The sequence below is a fragment of the Pseudoalteromonas sp. CO342X genome (genome assembly GCF_004208915.1).
Lineage (GTDB): Bacteria > Pseudomonadota > Gammaproteobacteria > Enterobacterales > Alteromonadaceae > Pseudoalteromonas > Pseudoalteromonas maricaloris.
The window spans coordinates 146113-171015 of record NZ_SGPH01000014.1; the positions used below are offsets into that span (position 1 = coordinate 146113).

The window sequence follows — 24903 nt, forward strand, 5'->3', positions numbered from 1 at the left end:
AGAAATGAATTACCTGAATTACAGGCCCTAGTTATATTTCTTCAAGCCCGTCATGTTTTAACTCAAAAGATGAGTGAAAACCTAACCAGCCCGAGAAACCTTTATTTTTGCGAGGAAATGATAATTTTTTTGCTTATGAAAAGATACCTAAAACGCCTAAAATTATGACATCAATCAAGTTTTCACGCGCTTTTTGTTCGCTTCTTAAGCAACCTAGCATTTGCCCTGAAACTTGCGTACACTGCGCAGGATTCAGAAGTGACGGTAAATCCCTCATGATTGCAAAGCAATTAACAATCGGGTTGCTAGGTGTTTTCCTCGTGGCCTGTTCAGACCCGACTATTATTATACATGAAAGTTCAGAAAAAAGTGAAAGTTCAGTAACAAGAAATGTCTGTAATTTTTCAACGCCCTGTGATTTAACTCCACAAGTGCAGATTTATCTGGGCTCAGAGCAGGTTCAACCTGAAACAGAATTTACCATTGGGCTAAAAAGTGCGACTAAAGTAGAGGTCGTTTCGGCATGGCTTGAGGGAGAAAATATGAACATGGGGAGAATTCCCGTGTTCTTTGACAAAAACACACTGATAGCAAAAACCATGGTCGGTGTATGCACGGATAAATCGATGCGTTGGATTTTACGTTTAGCGCTAACCGTTAACGGCCAGTCTGTTACTACCAGTCATCCAATAGCTGTAAACTACCAATGAATAAATCTGTTTTTATCGAATATCTCAAGTTTGCGCTTGAACAAAAGCTGCTTGAAGCCACTGAAGCGGCAAACAGTGCTCGTGCTGACGCGACTCACGAACAAAGTGCTGCTGAAACACAATACGACTCGTTGAGTATCGAGTATGGCTACCTAGCAGAAGGGCAAAGTGAGCGCGTTGATGCCATGCATTTGGCAAAACAAACAATATTGAATCAATTGGCTTTAGCTGTGGGCAATACAATTACACATAACGCACTAGTTGAAATTGAAGACGAGCAGGGCAACTGTCATTGGTTCTATTTTGCGCCTTGCGAAGGCGGACTAAAAATTCAATATAAAGAAACACCTGTGTTGGTGTTAACGTTTAATGCGCCTCTTGGCAAGCGCCTAAAAGGGTTAACGGTAGACGAAGATATTTCATTTTTCTTCAACGGCCAACAGCAAACGTTAACCGTGATGCAAATACTGTAGAGTGGTTTACTCTCGTTTTGCTACGAGTTGCTACGAGAACAATTTCTTTCTTACTATTGCCCGATATGTGCTTGGTGATTTTCCCATTAATTGCCTAAATACTCTGCTTAATTGCCCTTGTGAATTAAATCCAGAAGCAAGGGCAATATCTTGAATGGAGAGATTACTGCTCGCGAGCAGCTCTTTGCACATCTCAATACGCACCTGTTGTATGTAGGCAACGGCGGTTTGCCCTGTTGCTTGTTTAAAACGGCGGTTAAAGGTGCGATAGCTCAAATCAAATTGCGCTGCCACAGCGGGTAAAGAGATTTCCGATGCGGCGTTATTTTTAAGCCAAAATTGGATAGCGGCAATTTGTTCATCAGCATGACGGTCAACAGCACCCTCTAAATAGCGCTGTTCTTCGTACGGTTTACGAATTTCATGAGAGAAGTTTTGCTGCACATGGTGTGCGGCTTCTATCCCGTACAGTAACTCAATAATATGAACAATCACATCGGCCAGCGCATTTAAGCTGGCTACAGTGTAGATCCGCTCTGATTGAGTGATAAAGTAATCCGGTTTTAATTCAACATTGGGATATAGCTGAGAAAATTGTTTGGCAAAATGCCAGTGGGTCGTTGCTGAATGCCCGTCAAGCAGGCCAGAACTTGCTAAAAAGCAAACACCCGTACCTACACCTATCAGTGTGCTTCCTGCTCCCCATGCATCGGCAAGTGACTCACTCAGCGCTTGGTTTTGTCTTACAATAGGTCTTGGATTTCGCCATATGCTTGGCACAATAATGTAGTCATATAAAGGCAAGGAGCTAAAGTCACTTTGTGCCTCAAGTGTCAGGTAATTATCGGCGTTGACTGCCTCGCCTTGGCTGCTGCAAAGGAGAACTTCTAAAGGAACATAAGCCTCTTTTAGATGCACTTTAGCAAAGGCTTGTCCGGCTTTGAGCATTTCCAGCGGTAAGGTGACACTGGTAACGAGCATATGCTTGTAAAGCACAATGGCGACCTTTGTACAGGGTTTCATCTGCTCCGACCTCTTTGGTTTGGCGAAAAATGATTTATGTGTGGCGTATTTTGTAAAAACTTAAATTCGAATGCAATTAAAATCAAGTCATTATCTTAGTTCAGAAGTAGGAACGACATGACAGCATTGCCAATTATTGTAGGAATGGGGGGTATTAACGCCGCGGGGCGCACCTCTTTCCATCAAGGCTACAAACGTATTGTACTTGATAAGCTAAATGCTAAAGACCGACAAGAGACCTATTTGGGCCTTGCGAGTTTAATGAACTTAGTGCGTTATGAAGATGGCCAGCTAATTGACCAAAACGACCAAGTCATTCCAGAGGTGGAGATTGAGTCGCGTTTTGGTGAGCAGATCTTAGCGGGTACGTTGATCCGTAAAATCGAAAAAAACCATTTTGATGTAGATGCGACCCCTTGGCAGCAAAAGCTCACAATGAAAGCAAATGATGACAGCAAGATAGTATTCAGTTGTCGTAAGCGTGACTTACCAGAGCCAGTCCCTGCAGCTTGGCAAGTGATTGAGCTTGATCCAAAAACGGTTGAGGTAACCATTGCGGACCAGATTGAAGTTAAGCACGATAGCTATAGAGACAATCCAATTAAAGCCGCAGGCCAATTACCAACGGGCTTTGAGCCGTCGCTCATGTATAACAGCCGTTACCAACCACGCGGCCTTCAGGCGACGATTTTTGCTGCAACCGACGCTATCCGCTCAACGGGTCTTGAGTGGGATAAGATAATGAACAGCGTACGACCGGACCAAATCGGCACTTACTCTGCCTCTGTGGCGGGGCAAATGAATGATGAGGGCTTAGGTGGATTAGTACGTAGTCGTTTACGTGGCGACCGAGTAAGCACTAAGCAGTTGGCGTTAGGACTCAATACCATGTCCACTGACTTTATCAATGCTTATGTTACTGGCAGCGTTGGCACAACGTTTACGACATCAGGTGCCTGTGCAACGTTTCTATATAACCTTCGCGCTGCGGTGAATGATATTCAGGCTGGCCGTACTCGAGTGGCGATTGTAGCCAGTGTTGAGTGTGCTATTACACCAGAGATCATCGAAGGCTTCGGTAATATGGGCGCACTCGCAAATGAAGAAGGTTTGCGTAAACTTGATGGTACTGAGTGTGTAGATTATCGCAAAACAAGTCGTCCTTTTGGTGAAAACTGTGGCTTTACAATTGGTGAAGGGGCACAAGTGGCTATTTTGATGGATGACGCCTTAGCACTGGAGCTTGGCGCGCAGATCATGGGCTCTGTGGCTGATGTATATGTCAACGCAGACGGCGTGAAAAAGTCGATTACGGCACCTGGACCTGGTAACTATATTACCATGGCAAAATCGGTCGCGCTGGCTCAGCAAATCGCAGGCACCGAGGCGTTAGTAAAACGCAGCTTTATTTTGGCACATGGCTCAAGCACACCACAAAACCGGGTTACTGAGTCGCTTATCTACCACAAAATCGCAGAAACTTTTGCGATTAATTGCTGGAAAGTGGCGGCGCCAAAAGCGTATGTTGGTCACACCATTGCGCCAGCTTCTGGCGATCAATTAGCAATGGCACTGGGGGTGTTTGAATACAATATTATGCCAGGGATCACCACGATTAATGCAGTAGCTGAAGATGTTCACGCCGAGCATCTAGATATTCGTACCGAGCACTATCATTGCGACCCTATGGATATAGCGTTTATAAATTCAAAAGGGTTTGGTGGTAACAATGCAACGGCAACGGTACTTTCTCCAAAGCTCACGAAGCAGCTACTAAGCAAGCGTTATAGCCAAGCTGAGTTTGCAAATTATGAGCAACAACTTGCCATTACAACACAAAGACAAATTGCATATCAGCAAGCGGCTGATTATGGCCAATACGAGCTCATTTATCGTTTTGGCAATGGCATGATTGATGAGTCTGAATTGAATTTAAGTCAGCAAGAGTTAGCCATTCCAGGGTTCGAGCAAAGCATACAGCTTTGTCCAACGAATCCATACGGCGATTTAATCTGATGATTTGATACCAAATAATGTTAAGCAAGCAAGGCGTACAGGGAGTACGCCTTTTTTATTTTTAGCTTAGTGCTTAAATGCGCAAACGGCAGTCAGGCTCACCTCATATAGTTAGCATGAAACTCAAGATGATGTTCAATAAAACTCGAGATAAAGAAATAGCTATGATCGTAACCTTCATGCATGTTTAGCGTGATAGGGTAGCCTGCTTTTTCTGCAGCTTGTTCGAATACCCAAGGCTTTAGCTGCTCGTCTAAAAACTGGTCACTTGAACCTTGCTCAATGAGTATCGGACGTTTTGTTGGGCTAACATAGTGCGACAATAGTTCGGTCGCGTCATATTGTTGCCAACGCTGTTTGTCGTCACCTAAATATCCTGTTAGCGCTTTTTGACCCCAGGGGCAGTTACTTGGGTTAACGATTGGGCTAAACGCAGAGATACTCGTATAGGCATCAGGGTTTCTAAGCCCAATAATTAACGCACCGTGCCCACCCATGGAGTGACCACTAATGGCTTTTTGTGGGCTAACAGGGAAGTGCGTTTCGATTAACTGAGGCAGCTCTTCTGTCACGTAGTCATACATTTGATAATGTTGACTATACGGCGCCTGTGTCGCATTGACGTAAAATCCCGCACCTAGACCAAAGTCATAAGCGCCATTTTCATCATCTGCAACGCCTTCTCCACGCGGGCTTGTATCTGGTGCGACAATCGCGATGCCAAGCTCGTTGGCTTTTTTAAACGCGCCTGCTTTTTGCATGAAGTTTTCATCGCTGCAGGTTAACCCTGAGAGCCAATATAAAACCGGGACTTGTTGTCCCTCATTGACAATTTCAGGTAAAAAAATGGCGAAGGTCATTTCACACTGTGTCGACTGGCTGGTATGTGTGTAGCGCTTATGCCAACCGCCGGATACTTTGTTGCTGGAAATCAGTTCCATCAAGTGCTCCTTAATTAAGCGAAATAGGACGCAACCTGTGCGTCCTTGAGCGGGTACTAGTAATGGATCACTGAGCGGATACTCTTGCCTTCATGCATTAAATCAAAGGCTTCATTAATATCTTCGAGCTTCATGGTATGAGTGATAAAATCATTGAGCTTGAATTCACCAGCCATATAGCGTTCAACAATCTCAGGAAGCTCTGAGCGACCTTTTACGCCACCAAAAGCACTGCCGCGCCATACGCGACCGGTAACCAATTGGAATGGGCGTGTTGAAATCTCTTGTCCAGCGCCTGCAACACCGATGATCACCGACTCACCCCAACCTTTGTGACAGCACTCAAGGGCACTTCTCATGACATCTACGTTACCGATACATTCGAACGAGAAATCCACGCCGCCATCGGTCATTTCAACGATCACTTCTTGGATAGGTTTATCGAAGTTTTTCGGGTTGATAAGATCGGTTGCGCCAAGCTTTGTCGCCAGCTCAAACTTATCTTCATTGATGTCGATACCAATGATCCGACTCGCGCCAGCCATTGCCGCACCGATAATAGCGGACAAGCCGATCCCACCTAGGCCGAAAATGGCGACGGTATCGCCTTTTTGCACTTTAGCGGTGTTCATTACTGCGCCCATTCCCGTGGTGACACCACAGCCAAGCAAACAGATCTTCTCAAGAGGCGCTTCTTTGTTTACTTTAGCCAAAGAGATTTCTGGCAGTACAGTGTACTCAGAGAACGTTGACGTGCCCATGTAGTGATAAATTGGTTGGCCGTCTTTATAAAAGCGGGTTGTGCCATCAGGCATCAAGCCTTTACCTTGGGTTTCACGGATCTGCTGACAAAGGTTCGTTTTACCAGACTTACAAAACTTACATTCGCCACATTCTGGTGTGTACAATGGGATCACGTGGTCGCCAACGGCAACGCTGGTAACGCCTTCACCAATCGCTTCAACAATACCTGCGCCTTCATGACCTAAGATTGCTGGGAATACGCCTTCAGGATCGTCGCCAGACAAAGTGAAAGCATCGGTATGACATACGCCCGTTGCGGTGATTTTAACTAAGACTTCGCCTTTTTTCGGTGGCATAACATCAACTTCTTCAATACTAAGCGGTTGACCTGGGCCCCAAGCGATTGCTGCTTTAGATTTAATAAATTCAGACATGGTTTGTTCCTTTCTTAAAAGTTGATAGCAGTATAACTACATTACGATTTTTGATAATCTATAAAAATCATAAAGACTTTTACGTATATGTAATAATGGATAGATGGATTGGCATTGATGAGTTTGTTGCGGTCGCGAGTAATGGCTCATTTAGTGGGGCAGCAACTCAGTTAAATACTTCGGTTGCACAAATTAGTCGCCGAGTGAAAATGTTAGAGGAGCGGCTCAACATCCAACTTTTGACGCGCACTACCAGAAAATTAGCGCTGACTCAGGAAGGTGAAGTGTTTTTATCTCACGCAAAACATTTACAGCATGGATTAGATGACGCCACTGCTGCAATCCGTCAACGTGATAGACAGCCTACAGGCAAACTTAAGCTTACCGCACCGGTAATGTACGGCGAATCTTATGTCATGCCTGCCGTGGTTGACTTTATGCGTTTGTATCCCAAAGTTGAGGTAGAAATGCATTTGACGAACAACCAAGTTGACTTGCTCGATAAGGGCTTTGACTTGGCAATTCGCCTCGGTAAGTTACAGGATTCATCACTGCGCGCCAAACGGCTAACCACACGTAAAACCATGGTGTGTGGTGCAAATATCTATTTAAATCAATTTGGCCAACCGCATACGCTCGCTGAGCTTAGTAATCATAAATGTTTAATTGGCAATAGTAGCGAATGGCGCTTTGTTGAGCACGGTAAAGCGCGACAAATTAAAGTGGCGGGGCCACTTCGTTGCAACAGTGGTTGGGGGCTCTTGGAAGCAGCAAAGCAGGGCTTAGGTTTGGTACAGTTACCGCATTATTACGTGCAAGAGGCGCTAGAGAGTGGAGAGTTAACAGAGGTACTCACCAACTTTAGACCTGAGGAAGAGGGCGTCTGGGCGCTGTATCCACCCAGACAATTTGTCGCGACCAGTTTACGATTGTTACTGGATCACTTAAGTGCGCACTTTAATAAGTTTTAGCCATAGTATCAATGGCTTGACTAAGCGCTATCTCGCGACTATCACAAAATGCACGGTCACCTAGACGGTCATGAATGTTTAAGCGCTTGAGTTTATCGGTGGTCTCCAAATTCGGTGAATAGATAAACACGCTACAGTCAGCATCAAGCGCATCTGTAATCGCATTTTCAATGGCTAAGCCCACGGTGACATCAATCATAGCTACGTCGCTTAAATCTAATACCATGGCTTTGTATTCACTAATCTTGCGGTGTTGTCTTGCGATTGCTTTTGAGACGCTAAAAATCATGGGCCCGGAAAGATAAAAGAATAATAGTTTACCGTTGGCTTTATCTAACAGCTCGCTTTCTTTTTTCGTCAGTGGCACATCTTCATCGCTATCACTGTCGCTAATTGCTTTAACGTGATTAGCTTGCACTCGGCTTAATCTCTCTATGATCATCACATTAGAGATAAATACGCCAAGGCCCACGGCAACAATCAGGTCAACAAAAACGGTAAGTAGCATTACGCCATACATAATCGCCATTTGACTGACACTAAGCTTATGAGCACGCTGGATAAAACTCCAATCCAGGATATTAAAACCAACATACACTGCAATACCAGCAAGCACCGCCATTGGGATTGGCTCGGTCAGGCTGCCCGCGATAAAGACTACGGCCATCAAAATTAGTGCCCTGAATATCCCAGCGATTGGCGAGCGAGCGCCCACTTGAATATTGACCACAGTTCCCATCGTTGCGCCAGCACCTGGCAATGCACCAAAAAGGCCAGCTATCATATTGGCAATACCTTGGCCTCTGAGCTCCTTATCAGAATCATGCTCGGTTCGCGTTAAACTGTCGGCTATTACTGCTGTTAGCAATGTATCTATACAACCCAAGGTGCCCAGTACTAATGCGTCGATAAGCATTTCAACTAATAGCTCTGGTGATAATACAGGAAACACAATACTTGGCAGGCCACTTGGAATTTCTCCGATGCGGCGAATACTATCGGTATCAAAAATAATAATTGAAAGCAGTGTAACGGCGACGAGTGCGACCAGTTGAGCGGGGACGTACTGGCGCCACTTACTTGGCATTTTGAATAAGATTGCAAGTGTGATCACCCCGAGGAACAACTCAGAAAAGTGTAAGTCCATCAGCAGGCTGGGCAAGTTAGACAAAGTGCCAACAACACCACCTGCAGGCGCTTGGTGTCCAAGTAAAGGAGCAAGCTGCAAAATAATGAGGATAACACCAATACCAGACATAAATCCGGAGATGACGCTGTAAGGCATCAAGGTAACGTATTTACCTAACTTGAGCGTACCGAGTAAAACCTGAAAAGCACCTGCCATCATGACAACAGTAAAGCCCATCGCAAGACCATTTTCGGGGTACTTGCTCATCATGGCGGTGAGTACTGCTGTCATGATAACAGTCATTGGGCCGGTTGGTTCAGAAATGAGGGAGGTTGAACCACCGAAAAGCGCGGCAAATAAGCCAACCAAAATTGCGCCCCACATCCCAGCTTCTGCGCCAGCACCAGAGGCAACACCAAAAGCGAGTGCGAGTGGTAAAGAAATAATTGCAGTGGTTACACCACCGAATAGGTCACCTTTTAAAGAGGCGTTTTTAAATCTCTTAAGTGTGATCATACTTTTGACTTTAACGATCAAAGAATTGACGGCATTCTACTGATAAATAACACGGAGTGCTACGAAGGACTGGTATTACCATTTGTCTACTCAGTAAAATTCGGACACAAAAAAGCCAGTCTAAAAAGACTGGCTTTTCAATTACTGCTTAGTCAACCTGAGCAGGAGAGGCCATGTCGGCGCTTGCTCTGCCTGTTGGTGACTTAGAGCCAACACCCAAGCCGCTATTTGCCACAGCCTGACGTAGTTCATGTGGCATCGCAGATGGTATTTCTACCACGACATCCTCAATCACGCTTTGTGCTTTTGTCATTGGCGCGGCAGCCGTTTGGTTGAAGCGTACACGGCTTTGTACTGAATTGCCGTTTACTACCTGCTGAGTAGGTGCTTCAATAGCGTTAGCGGCTGGTGTCTCTTCAGTTGAAGATTCAGTAACTGCTTCAGCTGCTGTTGTTTCCACAACCGCTTCTGTTGCTGGTGCCTCGACTGCTGGCTCCTGAACTTCTGGTGTTGCCTCAGTGTCTGAAGCCTGAGTTTCTTCTACAACTGCAGTTTCAGCTTCATCTTCAGCCTTTGCCGTTTCAACTTGTTCAGCCTCTACTGTGTCAGCGATTGGCTCAGCTTTAACTACTTTGGCTTCTTCTGGCGGCATAGCTTCAAGCTCTTCTGCGACTACTTCGTCAGCGCTTACAGACGTTTCGGGCTGTGCAGCTTGTTGCATTGGTGCTTCAGCAGTGGCTGCTTCAACTTCGTTTGCAGGCTCTATTTCTTGCGCTGCATTTTCGTCAACCGGTGCTTCGGCTGGCTTAGCTTCAACATCTTGGTCTGCATCAGTGTGCGTCTCAGAAACTGTCGCTTCTGCCGCTGGTGCATTATCTTCAGCTACCGTTTCAGGTGACAATTGAGTCTCAACTGTACTTGCTTCTTGCTGCACTTCCGCTTGAGTTTCACTGTCAGAAGAAGATTTCGCTTTTAGCTCAGCTTCGTATTCTGCAGCGGCTTGATCTGCTACGGGTACAAATGCAGCAGCTTGACCTTTTTCAGGCGTATCCTGACGACGGCGACGTTGACCTGCAGCTCTCAGATGACGCGGAGAACGTCTAGAGCGAGTGCGGCCTTCTTTATTTTCGTCATCAGTTTGCGATTCTGAAAGTTCAGCAGATACCACCTCGGTAACATCGTTTTGTTCGTGGCGCTCAGTGCTAGCTGTTTCTTGCTGCTTTGCTTGAGCGTGTACGTCAGCTTGTTCAGAAGGTGCTGCTACTTGTTCGTTAGTTGCAGACTCTTGTTCTGACTTATCCGCGACAGGTTTCGCTTTTCTTTGCCTTGGCTTTTGTTCAGCTTTAGGCTCAGCTGCCGTTTTCGCTGGTTGTTCAAGCGGCTTTGCTTCTACTTTCACTTCTTCAGTGCTAGCTTGCTCTGAGGTGTTAGTATCCTGTGCGTTGGTTTCTTCCACACGTACCTTCTTGCGAAGATTACGTCTTTGTCTGCGTGGTTTTACTGTTGCTTCTTTAACTGGCGCGTCGTTAGCCTCGAGCGTTTCAACGTTATCGTTTACAGATTCCTTAGCTGGACGGTTTGCTTTGTCCTGATCTTGGCGTTTTCTGTTATTTGGACGACGGCGTTTGCGGTTATCACCACGTTGCTCGTTACCGTTGTTTTCGTCTTTCGATTCAACCGTTGTTTCTTTTTGTTGATCGTTACGACGGCGGTTATTGTTACGACGACGATTGTTATTATTGCGACGGCGATTATCACGGTTGTTATCGCGTGATGATTTTTCTTCAGAAGATTTGTTTTCTTCTTGGTTATCGCTGTCACTAGCAAATAGGCTCTTGAACCATTGACCAATCTTCGCAAACAAGCTAGTGCCGCTTTGAGTTGGTTTTGCTTGTGGCTTATGCGTTTGTGGTTTTGCAGCTTGAGTTGAAGTAGGGGCTGGCGCAGGCGCTGGTGCATCAGGCATAACGACACCTTTTAACACAGGCTCCTCTTTCACAATCGCTTGAGCTCGAGCAATTTCAACAACTTCAGGCTCAGGCGCGGTGATTTGCTCATAGCTCGCAGCTTCTGTTGTTTCATCTTTACGCAATCTAACCACTTCATAGTGCGGTGTTTCTAGATGTTGGTTAGGAATGATAACAACGTGGCACTCGTGGCGCTTTTCGATGCGTTGCACAGAACGACGCTTTTCATTTAATAGATAAGCACCAACAGCAACAGGCACTTGAGCGTTGACCTGAGCGGTATTATCTTTGATCGCTTCTTCTTCGATTAGACGCAAGATAGACAAAGCAATGGATTCGTTTGAGCGAATGGTGCCTTGGCCGTCACAGCGTGGACACGTATGTTGGCTCGCTTCACCTAAAGACGGGCGCAAACGTTGACGCGACATTTCTAATAAGCCGAAACGAGAAATCTTACCGATTTGCACGCGAGCACGGTCGGTACGAACGGCTTCTTTCAAGCGGTTTTCTACTTCACGTTGATGGCGAGGCGGAGTCATATCGATAAAGTCGATAACGATTAGGCCACCTAAGTCACGTAAACGTAATTGGCGTGCAATCTCGTCAGCCGCTTCTAAGTTAGTGTTCAGCGCCGTCTCTTCGATATCGCCACCTTTTGTCGCTTTTGACGAGTTGATATCGATAGAAGTGAGTGCTTCTGTTGGATCAATAACGATAGAACCACCTGAAGGCAAACGCACTTCACGCTGGAAAGCTGACTCAATCTGACTCTCAATTTGATAATGCGTAAATAACGGCACATCGTTTTGATAAAGCTTAACACGATTGATGAAATCTGGACGGAAACGCTCAATATGCGCCTTCGCTTCTTCAAAAACACGCGGTTTATCAATTAGGATCTCACCGATATCACGACGTAAATAATCGCGAATTGCACGGAAGATAACGTTACTTTCTTGGTGAATTAGGAAAGGTGCTTTACCGCTATTTGCCGCATTTTGGATTGCGTCCCAATGAACGAGTAGCGCCTTAAGGTCGTACTCTAGTTCTTCGAAAGATTTACCTACGCCCGCGGTGCGAACGATAAGACCCATACCTTTAGGTACGTTTAAGCGACTCAATGCTTCTTTTAGCTCAATACGCTCATCACCTTCGATACGACGTGAAATACCGCCAGCTCTTGGGTTATTTGGCATTAATACCAAGTAACTACCAGCGACGCTGATAAACGTTGTGAGTGCCGCGCCTTTTTGACCACGTTCTTCTTTATCAACCTGAACGATGACTTCTTGACCTTCTTTGATCACGTCTTTGATGTTAGGGCGACCATTGAATGTATAGCCATCTGGGAAATACGTTTTAGCGATTTCTTTTAAAGGAAGGAATCCGTGACGCTCAGCGCCATAATCAACAAATGCGGCTTCTAGGGATGGTTCGATACGGGTAATTTTACCCTTATAGATATTGGCTTTTTTCTGTTCGTGACCAGGGCTTTCTATATCTAGATCGTATAGACGCTGGCCGTCAACCAGTGCCACGCGCATTTCTTCTTGCTGCGTTGCATTGATCAGCATACGTTTCATATTGTAATTCTCTACTTAATTATTTACAGCGCCTGATACGTCTTGCCAGCGACAGCGTGCTACGCCTTGGATGTTCCTATTAAATGATGCAGTCTCACGACTGGGGGAAAGGGAACATATTCACAGTTTCCGCTTTAAATCAGGGTAAAATCACTGATCCATCGTTCGCTTTTTGCACGTTTATTCGTTTCACAAAGTAGTCATGCACGGGGTAAGTTGAGCTTGGTTTGCCAAGCTTGGCTATCACCATCTTTTGACTTGATTGCTTTGTGATTATTCACGAGTTGCGGCCTGCTATGCACGGGTATTACTGCAACTGTGGTAAACGTATCAGACAAATTTTAATTTCTTGCTTTTTGGTTTGTTCATCGTGTCCAGTCATTAAACGAAATATTACGCGCTTCGCACTGACTGTTCGCACGTGTTTATCTTAGATGCATGATAAAAGCTTTGGAAATATTAGCTCTAATCTGTATGATCTGCCATCCAAGATGTGCATCACGACATTGTTTTTGCGATAAAAAGCACCTCGCAAAAATTTGCGGCCTGATTATCCCACTAATAATGTCGAGATAGCAACTAAATTATTACTCAAATCAGTGATTAGGCAATGTCAGAGAAACCCGCATTACAAGTTAGCTTTGTTACCGTGACTGAAGACCAAGAAGGTCAAAGGATCGATAACTTTTTAGTTACGCATTTGAAAGGGGTGCCAAAAAGCGCCGTATATAAAATTCTTCGTAAAGGGGAAGTGCGGGTAAACAAAAAGCGGGTGAAGCCTGTATATAAACTACAAATCAATGATGAAATCCGTATCCCACCTGTGCGTGTTGCGGAGAAAACAGAGTTTGTGCCTAAAAATCTAGATAAAGTCGCAAACTTAGAAGATGCCATTCTTTATGAAGATAAGTATCTGATAGTTATAAATAAGCCTGCCGGTATGGCGGTACATGGTGGCAGCGGCTTAAGCTATGGCTTAATTGAAGCATTAAGAGCATTACGCCCACAAGAGCAAAGCTTGGAGTTGGTTCACCGTTTGGACCGCGACACATCGGGTTGTTTGTTGATTTCAAAGCGCCGCGCTGTGCTTAAAGGACTTCATGAGCAGCTAAGAGAAAAGACCATGGAGAAAAATTACCTTGCGCTGGTTTCAGGGCAATGGGATGCCAAACATAAAAATGTCACCGAACCGCTACGTAAAAATACCTTAAAGTCAGGTGAGCGAGTGGTGCGAGTGGATCATGAGCAAGGCAAGCCTTCTCATACTCGTTTTAGAGTCGTTGAGCGTTTTGAGTCCGCAACTTTAGTGCAGGCGTCACCCGTAACAGGTAGAACGCACCAGATCCGAGTGCATACACAATGTAAAGGACATCCGATTGCGTGTGATGATAAGTATGGCGATCAGGTGTTTGATGCCAAAATGCGTGAAGTGGGATTAAATAGACTGTTTTTGCATGCCAAAGAACTCAGATTTATGCACCCAAAAACAGAAACGACACACCATGTAGAGGCACCATTGGATGGGGCTTTGGAAGCATGCTTAGTTAAATTGAGGAAGTAACATGCGCTACAAGTGTGTGATTTTCGACTGGGATGGCACCGTCATGGACTCTGTGCCAAAAATCGTAAATACCATTCATTTGGCTGCTGAATCTTGTGGGATTGCACCCATCAGTAACGAAGCGGCGAAAAGTATTATCGGCCTGTCTCTCGATAAAGCGATACTGACACTTTTTCCAAATCATGAAGACAAATTAGCGTCTTTAATTGCGGCTTATAAATATATCTATAAGCATCAAGACAAAACCCCAGCGCCTCTATTTGAAGGCGCTGAAACGCTTTTAAAGCAATTACATGGCAGTGGTATCAAAGTTGCGGTTGCAACAGGAAAAAGCCGAATAGGACTTGACCGCCTGATGGCAGAAAGTGGGTTGGGTGATATTTTCGTTACGACACGGACAGCATGTGAGGCGGAGTCTAAACCGCATCCCGATATGTTGCTTCAGATTTTGGCTGAACTAAATGTGGAAGCTACAGAGGCTGTCATGATAGGCGATACGATAATTGATATGAATTTAGCGAAAAATGCAGGCATTGACGCGATCGGCGTCACTATGGGTGTTGCAACAAGAGAGCAGTTATCGCAAACGTCGGCTGCCCATATTTGCGATAACTATCATGACTTGTCTAACCTATTGTTGGCCTGATTGCTCTGCGAGCACATCAATACCAAACGCGAGCAGTGTTTTAGTGAGTTGAATAAGGGGAAGGCCAATCAGGGTATTGGGGTCTTCTCCTTCAAGTTTATCAAACAGACAGATCCCTAATCCTTCGCTTTTAAAGCTTCCAGCACAGTTATAAGGTGTTTCTGCATCACAATAGTTACTGATCTGGGCTTGGGTAAGTTGGCGAAAGTAAACGTGAAACGGTACCACTTCAGTGACCGTTTTGCCGCTTTCAATGTCGAAAACGGTTAAACCAGTCAAAAAAGTCACGCGATTATTGCTAAATAGGCTTAGTTGCTTAATCGCGTTTGCTTTATTATGCGGCTTTCCTAGGATCTCACCGTTGAATAGTGCAACTTGGTCTGAACCAATCACCACACCTTGTTGATATTTTACTAATGCTGCTTTGGCTTTTGATTCGCTCAACCGTGCAACAAGTTGCTGTGCTGATTCACCTTCGAGTGCTTGCTCGTCTACATCCGGTGAAAAAGATGCAAAAGGAAGCATTAATTTTTTCAAAATTGACTGCCTAAATGGCGAACTTGAGGCTAGAATAAGGGGCGTTTTCATGAGATTTTTATCTTTGTGACAACATTGCCAACAGGATAATGCGCAATAACGCGAAAAACAAAGGGAAAGTGTATTTTTACTTTGACTAACACAGTAACTATCTATATGATGCAGCCCCTATGCAAAAGGTGAAAATTCCCATCACTATTGATCCATGCAGAGCAGCGCAACGTCGAGCATCTTATGACGGTGTTGTAATGCTTGAAGAACTTTCTCGCTTGCAGCAAGTTGTGCGTGATCAAAATAGTGAAATAGCGGTAGACATTCATTTCAACATCGACGAACAAGGTTTGGTTGTTGTGCAAGGCAAAGTCCGAGCCCATCTAACCGTTGTATGTCAGCGTTGTAATGATGAATTAGGGTTGGATTTGGAACAAGACTTTGCGTATTCGCCAGTCGGATTAGGTGCAGAGTCGGATGATCTTCCCGAGCGTTATGATGTGTTGGAACTGGATGAAGAGGGTGAGGTTAATCTAAGACAGATCGTCGAAGATGAGCTATTACTCGCAATTCCGATAGTCCCGACGCATGATGAAGCACTATGCTCTTATTCTGATAAGCCAAAGAGCTTTGGTGAAATTGAAGCAGAAGATAGCAAACCAAATCCATTTGAAATTTTGAAACAACTTAAGAAAGATTCTTAGGAGAAGGCTAATGGCGGTACAAAAAAGCAAGAAGTCACGCGCACGTCGTGGTATGCGTCGTTCACACGATGCGATCAGTGGACCAGCTCTAACTGTAGATCAGGTTTCTGGCGAGACTCATCGTCGTCACCACGTGACTGCTGACGGTTACTACAAAGGCGTTAAAGTAATTTCTAAGTAAGAGATTACTTTATGCTGACCGATCTAACCATTGCGTTAGATATGATGGGGGGCGATTACGGCCCCCGTTCATCTATCCCCGCAGCTGTCGCTGCTGTGCTTAAGCACCCAAATCTAAATTTAATCCTCTGTGGTAATCAGCAAGTTATTGAAAGTGCTTTGACTAAAGCAAATATGCTGGATCATCCAAGACTCAAAATTAAACACTGTAAAGAAGTCGTCACTAACGGTTGTGAACCAGCCTCAGCGCTTAGAAATAAAAAGCAGTCTTCAATGCGTATTGCGCTTGATTTAGTGAAATCTGGCGAAGCGCAGGCTTGTGTTAGTTCAGGAAATACAGGTGCGCTCTTTTTTATGGCCCACTATGTGTTAAAAATGTTGCCTGGCATCAAGCGTCCCGCGTTAATTTCAGCCGTTCCAACAGAGAAAAAGCAGCCCGTTTATTTGCTTGATCTTGGTGCGAATGTACATTGCGACCCTGAAACCCTCTACCAGTTTGGTATTATGGGCTCAATCGTGGCTGGAGAGGCATTAAATATTCCTTCACCTAAAGTGTGTTTGCTAAACATTGGCTCTGAAGAAATCAAAGGCCATGATGGTATCAAGCAAGCTGCAAAATTAATGAAATCCTCATCTGTTATTAATTATCAAGGCTATTGTGAGGGGAGCGATATGTTCTCTGGCAAAGCCGATGTAATTGTGTGTGAGGGATTTGTCGGTAACGTCGCCTTGAAAACCTGTGAAGGGATTGCCAAACTCATCATGCATAAGTTTAGCAAAGCGTTAAAAAAGCACTTTTTTTATAAAGCGTTGGCCTTTTTACTTCGACCCGTTATAAAAAAATTGTATAGAAGGGTGAACCCCGACCAGTATAACGGCGCAAGTCTGGTAGGATTGCGCGGTATTGTTGTGAAAAGTCACGGAAATGCCACAACGAAGGCATTTTTAGCCGCGATTGAAGAAGCTGCGCAAGAAGTACAACGCAAGATCCCTGAAAAGATCCAAGCGGTGTTTGCTCAGGTCGACACAGAAAAACAACCGTCAGGTCCGCATCCCTAACACTGCTAAGTGACATGAGGACGTGGCGACAACAGAGAAAATAAGAGCACAATATGTCACAAAAAATCGCATTATTTTTCCCAGGACAGGGCTCACAAAGCGTGGGCATGTTATCTGAATTATTAGCATCTTCTGATATCGTTAAAGCGACTTTCGCTGAAGCCTCAGAAGCACTAGGCTACGATTTAGCCGAACTTGTGCTAAACGGTCCTGAAGAAGAATTAAACCAAACGCATCGTACTCAACCGGCATTATTAACCGCAAGTGTTGCTATCTTTAGAGCATGGCAAGAGAAAGGTGTTGAAGCTGAACTGACACTAGCAGGCCATAGTCTAGGTGAATACTCTGCACTAGTATGTGCAGAAGTATTAACCCTTGCAGATGCCGTTAAGTTAGTTGAAAAACGTGGTTTATACATGCAAGAAGCAGTTCCTGCTGGCACCGGGTCAATGGCGGCAATTATTGGTTTGGATGATGACGTGATTGCCAAGGTGTGTGCCGAATCTGCACAGGGTGACGTTGTTTCGCCGGTAAACTACAACTCACCAGGCCAAGTGGTGATTGCGGGTCACGTTGAAGCCGTAAATCGAGCTTCTGAAGCGTGTAAAGAAGCAGGAGCTAAACGCGCATTACCACTTGCAGTTAGCGTTCCATCTCATTGCGCATTAATGAAACCTGCGGCTGATAAATTAGCCAAAGATCTTGAAGCACTCGCTTTTTCAGAGCCAAAGTTTGATGTGATCAACAATGTTGACGTTGCTGTTGCAAAAGATGCTGCAGCAATAAAAGATGCGCTTATTCGTCAGCTCTATAGTCCAGTAAGATGGACTGAAACTGTACAAGCGGTTGCAAAAGAAGGTGTTACAACAACTTTTGAGTTCGGCCCTGGTAAAGTGATTTCGGGTCTTGTCAAACGCATCGACCGCTCAGTGTCGTGTGTGTCAGTAAATGATTTAGCTGCCATTGCTGCAGCAGAATAATAACGAGAGCATTATGAGTAATTTATTTTCTTTAGAAGGAAAAGTAGTACTAGTAACGGGTGCTAGCCGTGGTATTGGTAAAGCAATCGCTAACGCCTTAGTGGCACAAGGTGCAAAAGTTGCGGGTACAGCAACGAGTGAGTCTGGTGCAGAGCGTATCTCTGAGTATCTAGGCGAAAATGGTAAAGGTTATGCCCTAAACGTGACAGATGCCGACTCAATCGCAGCAACTTTGGATGCAATCAAAGCAGACTTAGGTGATATCGATGTGTTGGTAAACAATGCTGGTATCACACGCGATAACTTGCTGATGCGCATGAAAGATCAAGAGTGGGATGACATCATCGATACAAACTTGTCATCTATTTTCCGCTTATCAAAAGCGGTACTTCGCCCAATGATGAAGAAGAAAAATGGCCGTATCATTAACATTGGCTCGGTAGTGGGCACTATGGGTAATGCGGGTCAAGCTAACTATGCTGCTGCAAAAGCGGGTGTAATTGGTTTTACAAAATCATTGGCGCGTGAGGTTGCATCTCGTGGTATTACGGTAAATACTGTAGCACCGGGCTTCATTCAGACAGACATGACGGATGAGCTAACTGATGAGCAAAAAGCAGCGACTTTGGCGAATGTACCAGCAGGTCGTTTAGGTCAGCCAGAAGAAATCGCAGCGGCTGTGGTTTATTTAGCATCAGATGCGGCAGCGTATGTTTCTGGTGAAACTTTGCACGTAAATGGTGCGATGTACATGGTTTAACCCGCTAAGATCACAAATCAATTGAAATTTTTGTGATCTTGTCGACAACGTACTTGAAATCGTCGCGAAAATAGGCGATAAAAAGATCCAAAGCTTTGTAACAGGTTTGACCAGAAAAAAAAGTACGGGTCAATCCTTGAATCCCAGAATGATGCGTCGTAAACTGCGCCGCAATCTGAAAATTAACGCAGTAGCGTTTAAATAAAGGAAAGAAGAATGAGCGACATCCAAGAACGCGTAAAGAAAATTATTGTTGAACAACTAGGTGTTAAAGAAGAAGAAGTTAAATCAGAAGCGTCTTTCGTTGATGATTTAGGTGCTGACTCTCTAGACACTGTTGAGCTTGTAATGGCGCTAGAAGAAGAGTTCGATACAGAGATCCCTGATGAAGAAGCAGAGAAAATCACTACTGTTCAGGCAGCTATCGACTACGTTACTGCTCACGCTGAGTAACTAGCTTTTCTATTAGGGCAGCACTCGCTGCCCTAACTCTTTCTAGACCCCCCAATTATTATAATAATCCCTTTTTGGAGGACACCGTGGCTAAACGTCGAGTCGTAGTAACTGGCTTAGGTATGTTGACGCCGCTGGGTAATGATGTTGCATCTACCTGGCAGGGCTTATTAGAAGGCCGTAGTGGCATTCGCAATATCACGCATTTTGACACAGAAGGTTTCGGGACTAAGTTTGCTGGTTTAGTTAACGACTTTGATGTCACTGAGTACATTTCCCCTAAAGATGCTAAAAAAATGGATGTCTTCATCCAGTATGGTATCGCTGCAGGTGTACAGGCTTTAAAAGACTCAGGTCTTGAAGTTAACGAACAGAACGCCGCTAGAGTTGGTGTAGCCATCGGTTCTGGTATCGGTGGCTTGACGCTAATTGAAGAAAACCACGTTAAGCTATTAAATAGCGGTCCACGCAAGCTTTCTCCGTTTTACGTTCCTTCTACCATTATCAATATGATCTCTGGTCACTTGTCCATCATGCATGGCTTGAGAGGTCCAAATATTTCGATTGTTACTGCATGTACAACTGGCCTTCATAATATTGGCCATGCAGCACGTATGATTGCGTACGGCGATGCGGATGCGATGGTAGCAGGCGGTGCTGAAAAAGCGTCAACCCCAATTGGTATGGGTGGTTTTAGCGCGGCTCGTGCGCTTTCTACGCGTAACGATGATCCGCAAGCGGCTTCTCGCCCTTGGGATAAAGACCGTGATGGTTTTGTGCTAGCTGATGGAGCTGGTGTGATCGTACTGGAAGAGTATGAGCATGCGAAAGCTCGTGGTGCGAAAATCTACGCTGAACTGGTTGGCTTTGGTATGAGTGGCGATGCATATCACATGACATCACCACCAGAAAATGGTGCTGGCGCTGCACAAGCTATGGTTAATGCATTGAATGATGCAGGGATCAATGCAGAGCAGGTTGGCTATATCAACGCACACGGTACTTCTACTCCAGCGGGTGACGTTGCAGAGACGCATGCTGTTAAGTCGGTATTTGGTTCTGCGGCAAAAAATGTGATGGTGAGCTCGTCTAAATCAATGATGGGTCACTTACTTGGTGCTGCGGGCTCAGTTGAATCAATTATTTCGATTCTTGCGCTGCAAGACCAAAAAGTAACGCCGACCATTAACTTGGATAACCCAGATGAAGGCTGTGATTTAGATTATGTGCCTCATACTGCCCGTGATGCGAAACTAGAGTACACTTTGTGTAACTCGTTTGGTTTCGGTGGAACAAACGGTTCGTTGCTATTTAAAAAGGTGTAGATCAGCCTTAGTAATCTTATAGCAAAGTAGGTTATGATAAAAAAGCTCGGCATTGCCGAGTTTTTTTATGTTTTTGATACCCTTAAAAAGGAAAGTGATGTGGATAATCAACAGCTTTTTTCTAACACTGACAGAGGATTGGCCTATGGCGATGGCTTTTTTACCACTGCGTTAGTCCGTGATGGAAATGTTGATTTGTGGCCACTTCACAGAAACCGACTGGTGGAATGTCAGCAGCGCTTGGGCTTTCCTGAGTTACGACTAGACGAAATCGAGTTTTTGGTTCAAGAGCAAGTTAAAGATAAAGCGGAAGCGGTGCTAAAGATCCTTATCACTCGAGGGGAAGGAGGCCGTGGTTATCAAGCTCCTGAGACGCCAAAGCTGAGTGTGAGTATTCAGGTATTACCTTTTCCTTCATACTATACAACTTGGCAGCAGAATGGGATTGAGGTCGCATTAAGCCGAGTTAAACTGGGTATTCAGCCGTTACTCGCTGGATTAAAGACACTGAATCGATTAGAACAAGTACTTATTAAACAAGATGCACTGACATTGGTTTGCGACGATGTCATTGTGACGGACATCAATGATAGGGTGATTGAAGCATCAGCGGCAAATATCATCATGATTAAAGACAACACGCTGCATACACCAGATCTTAGTGGCTCAGGCATTAAAGGGGTGTTTTTAAGCGCACTTGAAAGTAAACACGACATTAGGGTCAAAAATATTGCTTTTGACGAGTTAAAAGCAGCTGATGGTGTATTTATTTGTAATAGTTTAATGCAGTTGGTACCTGTAGTAAGAATTGAGAATAAACATTTCGATATCGCCGACTTACATGAATTGAAAAGGCGATTTTTAGGGAAGTAATATAAATGAAAAAACTGTTTATCATAGTCGCATTTTTGATAGCAGCAGCGTCATGGTGGTTATCTCAGCAAATAAATAAGGTTAAATTTGAACCACTTAATATCTCTGAGCCATTAGTTGAGATAAAGGCTGGGCAAACATTTAATCAGCTATGTCATCTATGGCAGCGTAGCGGGGCATTATCTAACTGTTTTCCTTATCAACTTTATAGTAAGTTAGAGCCTAAGTTATTCGCGTTACAAGCGGGCTTTTACGATCTTAAAGGGCTAACTGTGCTAGATGCCATCAGCAAAATTAGTCGCGGGGATCAACACAACTTTAGCTTTACAATCATTGAAGGGATGCCCATTTGGGAAGTCAAAAACAAGCTACTCAGCGCCCCCTACTTAACGCAAGACATTGATAAGCTGACAGCACAACTGAATATATCGCAAAGTTCAGCTGAAGGATGGTTGTACCCCGATACATACCACTATCATGGAAATGACTCAGCGCTACGGTTACTTAAACGTGCTCATACCAAAATGCAGAGTGTGCTTGAAAAGGAATGGCAAAATAGAATGCCAGACCTTCCTTTAAACACGCCTTATGAAGCCTTGATCTTGGCTTCGATTATTGAGAAAGAAACGGGCGTAGTTGCAGAAAGAGATAAAGTAGCCTCGGTTTTCATCAATCGTTTACGTAAAGGTATGCGTTTACAGACAGATCCAACCATTATTTATGGTATTGGTGAGCACTTTGATGGTGACATTAAACGTGAAGATATCCGTGAAAAAACGCCATATAACACTTATCGAATTGATGGCTTGCCACCGACACCCATTGCAATGCCGTCTCGTGCTGCTATCCATGCGGCACTTAATCCAGCAACAACCGAATACTTTTACTTTGTTGCGTCAGGAGATGGTGGGCATCACTTTTCGAAAACACTGACTGAGCATAATAAAGCGGTGAAGAAATTTATTTTGAAACAATGACATCGAAAGAGAGGGCTAGCCCTCTCGTTACTCTCTATTACAACATAAAATATTCTTTAATACCCGCCAATACACTAGATACCGCAACGGAAGCTAAAATAAGTCCCATTACTCGGCTGACGATACTTGCGCCACTATCACCAATCCATTGATGAATTTTTGTCGCAACTAGTAAAAATATTAACACGATAGCCAATACGCTGAGCATAATCATTGAGGTTTGGAGTTGTTCAAATACATTGTTTTCGCTGTTTTTAGTCAGCAAAACGGCTGCCAGCATTGCCCCTGGGCTTGCGATAGAAGGCATTGCTAAAGGGAAAATAGCGGTATCGGATGCTTTACTGTCTAACTTAATTTCTTCACTTGGCTTACCCTCGCCAAAAATCATTGTCATGGCAAAGATGAATAGTACGATGCCTCCGGCAATCGCGAATGCAGGTAGGGGAATACCAATTGCGTTTAAAATGATTTCGCCTGCAATAATAAAAAACAGCAATACAATGGCTGCAACCAGTGTGGCTTTAACCGCTATTTTTCGTTTTGTCGCAATATCAAAGCCTGTGGTGGTTGCGATAAATACTGGAATGGTGCCAATGGGGTCGATGACCGCAAAGAAAAAAATGAACGTTGAGATATAGTGTTCCATAGTTCCCTAGTATGAAATAAAGGTTGTTCACAAATTATACCAGTTGTATTAAGTAAATGATCTATCTTGAAGCGGGGAAATAGCTTTAGTAGCAAGGCAAAAATTTTGCTATTTAGTTGTTCTAAATGAGAAATTTTTAACGAAGCTAATATGCTATTTCACCCTTCAAATTGATTAGAGAATTAATTCAATTGGTATTACTTATGGTTGGCCGGTTGTTATTGACCAACGACAAATAATATCACTGATATCATGACTTTATTCTGAATATTCACTTAATTTTATATATTTTTTTCATTCACAGTATGCACCCAAGCCACTGCGTCGTTGTAGTTCTCGAAGTTCTTAATCGTTAAGCCGTGCTTGTCAGCAAATGCTTCAATTAATCCACTTTTGGTGTCTGAGGGGGAGATAACTCGGGCAAGAGTAATCCCATCGACAAATTGATTGAGTTTTTGTAAAACGGTTAGCACGCTTGGATAGTCGTAGGTGATATGTAATTGAGAGACGTCGATAACTAAACTTTTTAGCTGATTCGCTTTAAGTGCAAGCCCTAAATTTTTGTACATCTCAATAATATTGGCTTCCACGCATTCCCCGTATGCGGCTGCGTGGATAAGTTTCTCTTTACTATCAACCGTTGCTCTATAAGAGAATTTCGCCATGCTCTATCGCACCTTTTATGCATATAGATAAAAGGATAGTTCAATTAGCTGGCGATACCAATTTCAAAAAGCGCACCAAAGCAAAGCTTAGTTATATCGCTATGCTAGCTCTTCAGCTACCTCAGCAATTTTTTGTCTCAACCAAATGTGGCTCGCATCGCGGTGTAATAGCGGGCTCCAAATCATATCTAACTCAAACGGCGGAATAGGGAATGGCGGTTCCAGAACCGCTAAGGTCGGATCATCACGATAGATATTCGCGGCTTTTGACGGCAATGTTGCGATTAAGTTCTGCTCTTTTGCTAAATGAATTGCAACGTGGTAATTACGTGTAAAAGTTGCGATGTTTCTGTGTTTTCCAAAGTGTGCAAGTGCCTCGTCAACCCAGCCAAGCTTCTGTACATCAGCGGGATCCATTCCTACCCCAACACCAAATCCGGTTTTACTTACCCAAATATGGCGAGATTTTAAATAGGCATCAAGCGTAAAGTTGGTAATAACCGGGTTATCGGATTTCACCAGACAGCAAAAACTATCCTTCCAAATTCGTTTGTGATGAAACGATTGCGGTAGATTTTCGAAGCGGTTAATTGCCATGTCTACCTTGCCATTTTCTACATCATGAAAAGTAACATCACTCGGCGTGAGAATATCAAGGGTCGTATCTGGAGCTTCTTCATGAAGTTTAGTTAGAAGTTTCGGCGCAAGCGTACTTGCAGCATAGTCGCTGGCCATAATCCTAAATACTCGATTACTACTCGCTGCTTCAAACTCCCTGTTAGGGGCTAAGGTTTCTTCCAAAGTCATGAGTATGCCACGGATCACAGGCTGCAGCTCAAGCGCGCGCTCTGTTGGCACCATGCCTTCGCTGGTACGTACTAAAATAGGGTCATTAAAGAGGTTTCTGAGACGCTTAAGACCGTTACTCATTGCCGGTTGGGTAATACTTAATTGATTTGCGGCACGTGTTACATTGCACTCTCGAAGTAAGGTATCGAGGTAAACCAGCAGGTTAAGGTCAATTTTACTAATGTTCACT

At 44.3% G+C, this 24903-nt stretch carries 24 protein-coding genes; 15 read left to right on the forward strand and 9 right to left on the reverse strand.

Translation table 11 applies throughout. The features are described from left to right. Positions 1-275 precede the first annotated feature (275 nt). Positions 276-710: a hypothetical protein gene (locus tag EXT47_RS06715; RefSeq protein WP_010605011.1), complete on the forward strand. Its 435-nt coding sequence runs from the start codon at positions 276-278 to the stop codon at positions 708-710. Continuing rightward, a complete protein-coding gene (locus tag EXT47_RS06720; protein WP_130126156.1) occupies positions 707-1183 on the forward strand; it encodes a transcription elongation factor GreAB in 477 nt (158 codons plus the stop codon). Before EXT47_RS06715 ends, EXT47_RS06720 begins: the two co-directional genes overlap by 4 nt. A 30-nt stretch (positions 1184-1213) precedes the next feature. Here EXT47_RS06720 and EXT47_RS06725 read toward each other — a convergent pair whose 3' ends face one another. Next, positions 1214-2206, reverse strand: a complete 993-nt coding sequence (locus EXT47_RS06725; RefSeq protein ID WP_045963910.1) for a GlxA family transcriptional regulator — start codon at positions 2204-2206, stop codon at positions 1214-1216. Between the two features lie 117 nt (positions 2207-2323). On the opposite strand from EXT47_RS06725, the gene EXT47_RS06730 reads away from it, so the two are divergent. Further along, entirely contained in the window at positions 2324-4222 is a 1899-nt protein-coding gene (locus EXT47_RS06730) for a beta-ketoacyl synthase (RefSeq protein WP_130126157.1), read from the forward strand. 98 nt (positions 4223-4320) lie between these two features. Here the strand turns inward: EXT47_RS06730 and fghA are convergent, their stop codons facing one another. Continuing rightward, complete coding sequence (gene fghA, locus EXT47_RS06735) at positions 4321-5163, reverse strand: S-formylglutathione hydrolase (protein ID WP_130126158.1); 843 nt, start codon at positions 5161-5163, stop codon at positions 4321-4323. A 56-nt stretch (positions 5164-5219) separates the two neighbouring features. Then, positions 5220-6341: an S-(hydroxymethyl)glutathione dehydrogenase/class III alcohol dehydrogenase gene (locus EXT47_RS06740; protein WP_039497506.1), complete on the reverse strand. Its 1122-nt coding sequence runs from the start codon at positions 6339-6341 to the stop codon at positions 5220-5222. A 95-nt stretch (positions 6342-6436) separates the two neighbouring features. On the opposite strand from EXT47_RS06740, the gene EXT47_RS06745 reads away from it, so the two are divergent. Further along, a complete protein-coding gene (locus EXT47_RS06745; protein ID WP_010374004.1) occupies positions 6437-7312 on the forward strand; it encodes a LysR substrate-binding domain-containing protein in 876 nt (291 codons plus the stop codon). On the opposite strand, the gene EXT47_RS06750 is transcribed toward EXT47_RS06745, so the two are convergent. Both EXT47_RS06750 and rne read right to left on the reverse strand, forming a co-directional pair. After that, the gene (locus EXT47_RS06750; protein WP_165383801.1) at positions 7299-8957 is read right to left on the reverse strand and encodes a SulP family inorganic anion transporter; all 1659 of its coding nucleotides are present in this window, start codon (positions 8955-8957) and stop codon (positions 7299-7301) included. The genes EXT47_RS06745 and EXT47_RS06750 overlap by 14 nt on opposite strands. Before the next feature lie 148 nt (positions 8958-9105). Beyond that, on the reverse strand, positions 9106-12507 hold the full coding sequence (rne, locus tag EXT47_RS06755) for a ribonuclease E (protein WP_039497511.1): 3402 nt from the start codon (positions 12505-12507) through the stop codon (positions 9106-9108). Positions 12508-13117: 610 nt separating this feature from the next. On the opposite strand from rne, the gene rluC reads away from it, so the two are divergent. Together rluC and EXT47_RS06765 are read left to right on the forward strand one after the other, a co-directional pair. Continuing rightward, positions 13118-14068 carry a 23S rRNA pseudouridine(955/2504/2580) synthase RluC gene (gene rluC, locus EXT47_RS06760; RefSeq protein WP_010374006.1) on the forward strand — a complete coding sequence of 317 codons (951 nt, stop codon included), beginning with the start codon at positions 13118-13120 and terminating at the stop codon, positions 14066-14068. A 1-nt stretch (position 14069) separates the two neighbouring features. Then, a complete protein-coding gene (locus EXT47_RS06765; RefSeq protein ID WP_039497514.1) occupies positions 14070-14714 on the forward strand; it encodes an HAD family hydrolase in 645 nt (214 codons plus the stop codon). Here EXT47_RS06765 and EXT47_RS06770 read toward each other — a convergent pair. Beyond that, positions 14700-15302, reverse strand: coding sequence for a nucleoside triphosphate pyrophosphatase (locus EXT47_RS06770; protein WP_084204359.1), 603 nt, complete (start codon positions 15300-15302; stop codon positions 14700-14702). The genes EXT47_RS06765 and EXT47_RS06770 overlap by 15 nt on opposite strands. Positions 15303-15421: 119 nt before the next feature. Between EXT47_RS06770 and yceD the strand changes: the two genes are divergently transcribed. The 9 genes from yceD (at position 15422) to mltG (ending at position 22553) form a co-directional block, all read left to right on the forward strand. Beyond that, a complete protein-coding gene (gene yceD, locus EXT47_RS06775; protein ID WP_010374009.1) occupies positions 15422-15946 on the forward strand; it encodes a 23S rRNA accumulation protein YceD in 525 nt (174 codons plus the stop codon). Positions 15947-15956: 10 nt separating this feature from the next. Beyond that, complete coding sequence (gene rpmF / locus EXT47_RS06780) at positions 15957-16127, forward strand: 50S ribosomal protein L32 (RefSeq protein ID WP_010374010.1); 171 nt, start codon at positions 15957-15959, stop codon at positions 16125-16127. A gap of 11 nt (positions 16128-16138) precedes the next feature. Further along, on the forward strand, positions 16139-17185 hold the full coding sequence (gene plsX, locus EXT47_RS06785; RefSeq protein ID WP_039497517.1) for a phosphate acyltransferase PlsX: 1047 nt from the start codon (positions 16139-16141) through the stop codon (positions 17183-17185). 53 nt (positions 17186-17238) lie between these two features. Further along, positions 17239-18165 (forward strand): ACP S-malonyltransferase, encoded by a 927-nt coding sequence (fabD, locus tag EXT47_RS06790; RefSeq protein WP_039497519.1) that lies wholly within the window; start codon positions 17239-17241, stop codon positions 18163-18165. Between the two features lie 13 nt (positions 18166-18178). After that, positions 18179-18925 carry a 3-oxoacyl-ACP reductase FabG gene (fabG, locus tag EXT47_RS06795; protein WP_039497522.1) on the forward strand — a complete coding sequence of 249 codons (747 nt, stop codon included), beginning with the start codon at positions 18179-18181 and terminating at the stop codon, positions 18923-18925. A gap of 216 nt (positions 18926-19141) precedes the next feature. Further along, on the forward strand, positions 19142-19378 hold the full coding sequence (gene acpP / locus EXT47_RS06800; RefSeq protein WP_010374019.1) for an acyl carrier protein: 237 nt from the start codon (positions 19142-19144) through the stop codon (positions 19376-19378). A gap of 86 nt (positions 19379-19464) precedes the next feature. Further along, entirely contained in the window at positions 19465-20703 is a 1239-nt protein-coding gene (gene fabF, locus EXT47_RS06805) for a beta-ketoacyl-ACP synthase II (protein WP_039497526.1), read from the forward strand. 33 nt (positions 20704-20736) lie between these two features. Beyond that, entirely contained in the window at positions 20737-21576 is an 840-nt protein-coding gene (gene pabC / locus EXT47_RS06810) for an aminodeoxychorismate lyase (protein ID WP_039497528.1), read from the forward strand. 5 nt (positions 21577-21581) lie between these two features. Continuing rightward, entirely contained in the window at positions 21582-22553 is a 972-nt protein-coding gene (gene mltG, locus EXT47_RS06815) for an endolytic transglycosylase MltG (RefSeq protein ID WP_039497530.1), read from the forward strand. A gap of 37 nt (positions 22554-22590) precedes the next feature. Here mltG and EXT47_RS06820 read toward each other — a convergent pair whose 3' ends face one another. The 3 genes from EXT47_RS06820 to EXT47_RS06830 all read right to left on the reverse strand — a co-directional run bounded on the left by EXT47_RS06820 (position 22591) and on the right by EXT47_RS06830 (position 24902). Then, the gene (locus EXT47_RS06820; RefSeq protein ID WP_039497532.1) at positions 22591-23199 is read right to left on the reverse strand and encodes a MarC family protein; all 609 of its coding nucleotides are present in this window, start codon (positions 23197-23199) and stop codon (positions 22591-22593) included. Between the two features lie 281 nt (positions 23200-23480). Further along, entirely contained in the window at positions 23481-23864 is a 384-nt protein-coding gene (locus tag EXT47_RS06825) for a hypothetical protein (RefSeq protein ID WP_130126159.1), read from the reverse strand. Between the two features lie 99 nt (positions 23865-23963). Further along, positions 23964-24902, reverse strand: a complete 939-nt coding sequence (locus EXT47_RS06830) for a LysR family transcriptional regulator (RefSeq protein WP_010374031.1) — start codon at positions 24900-24902, stop codon at positions 23964-23966. Position 24903 lies beyond the last annotated feature (1 nt).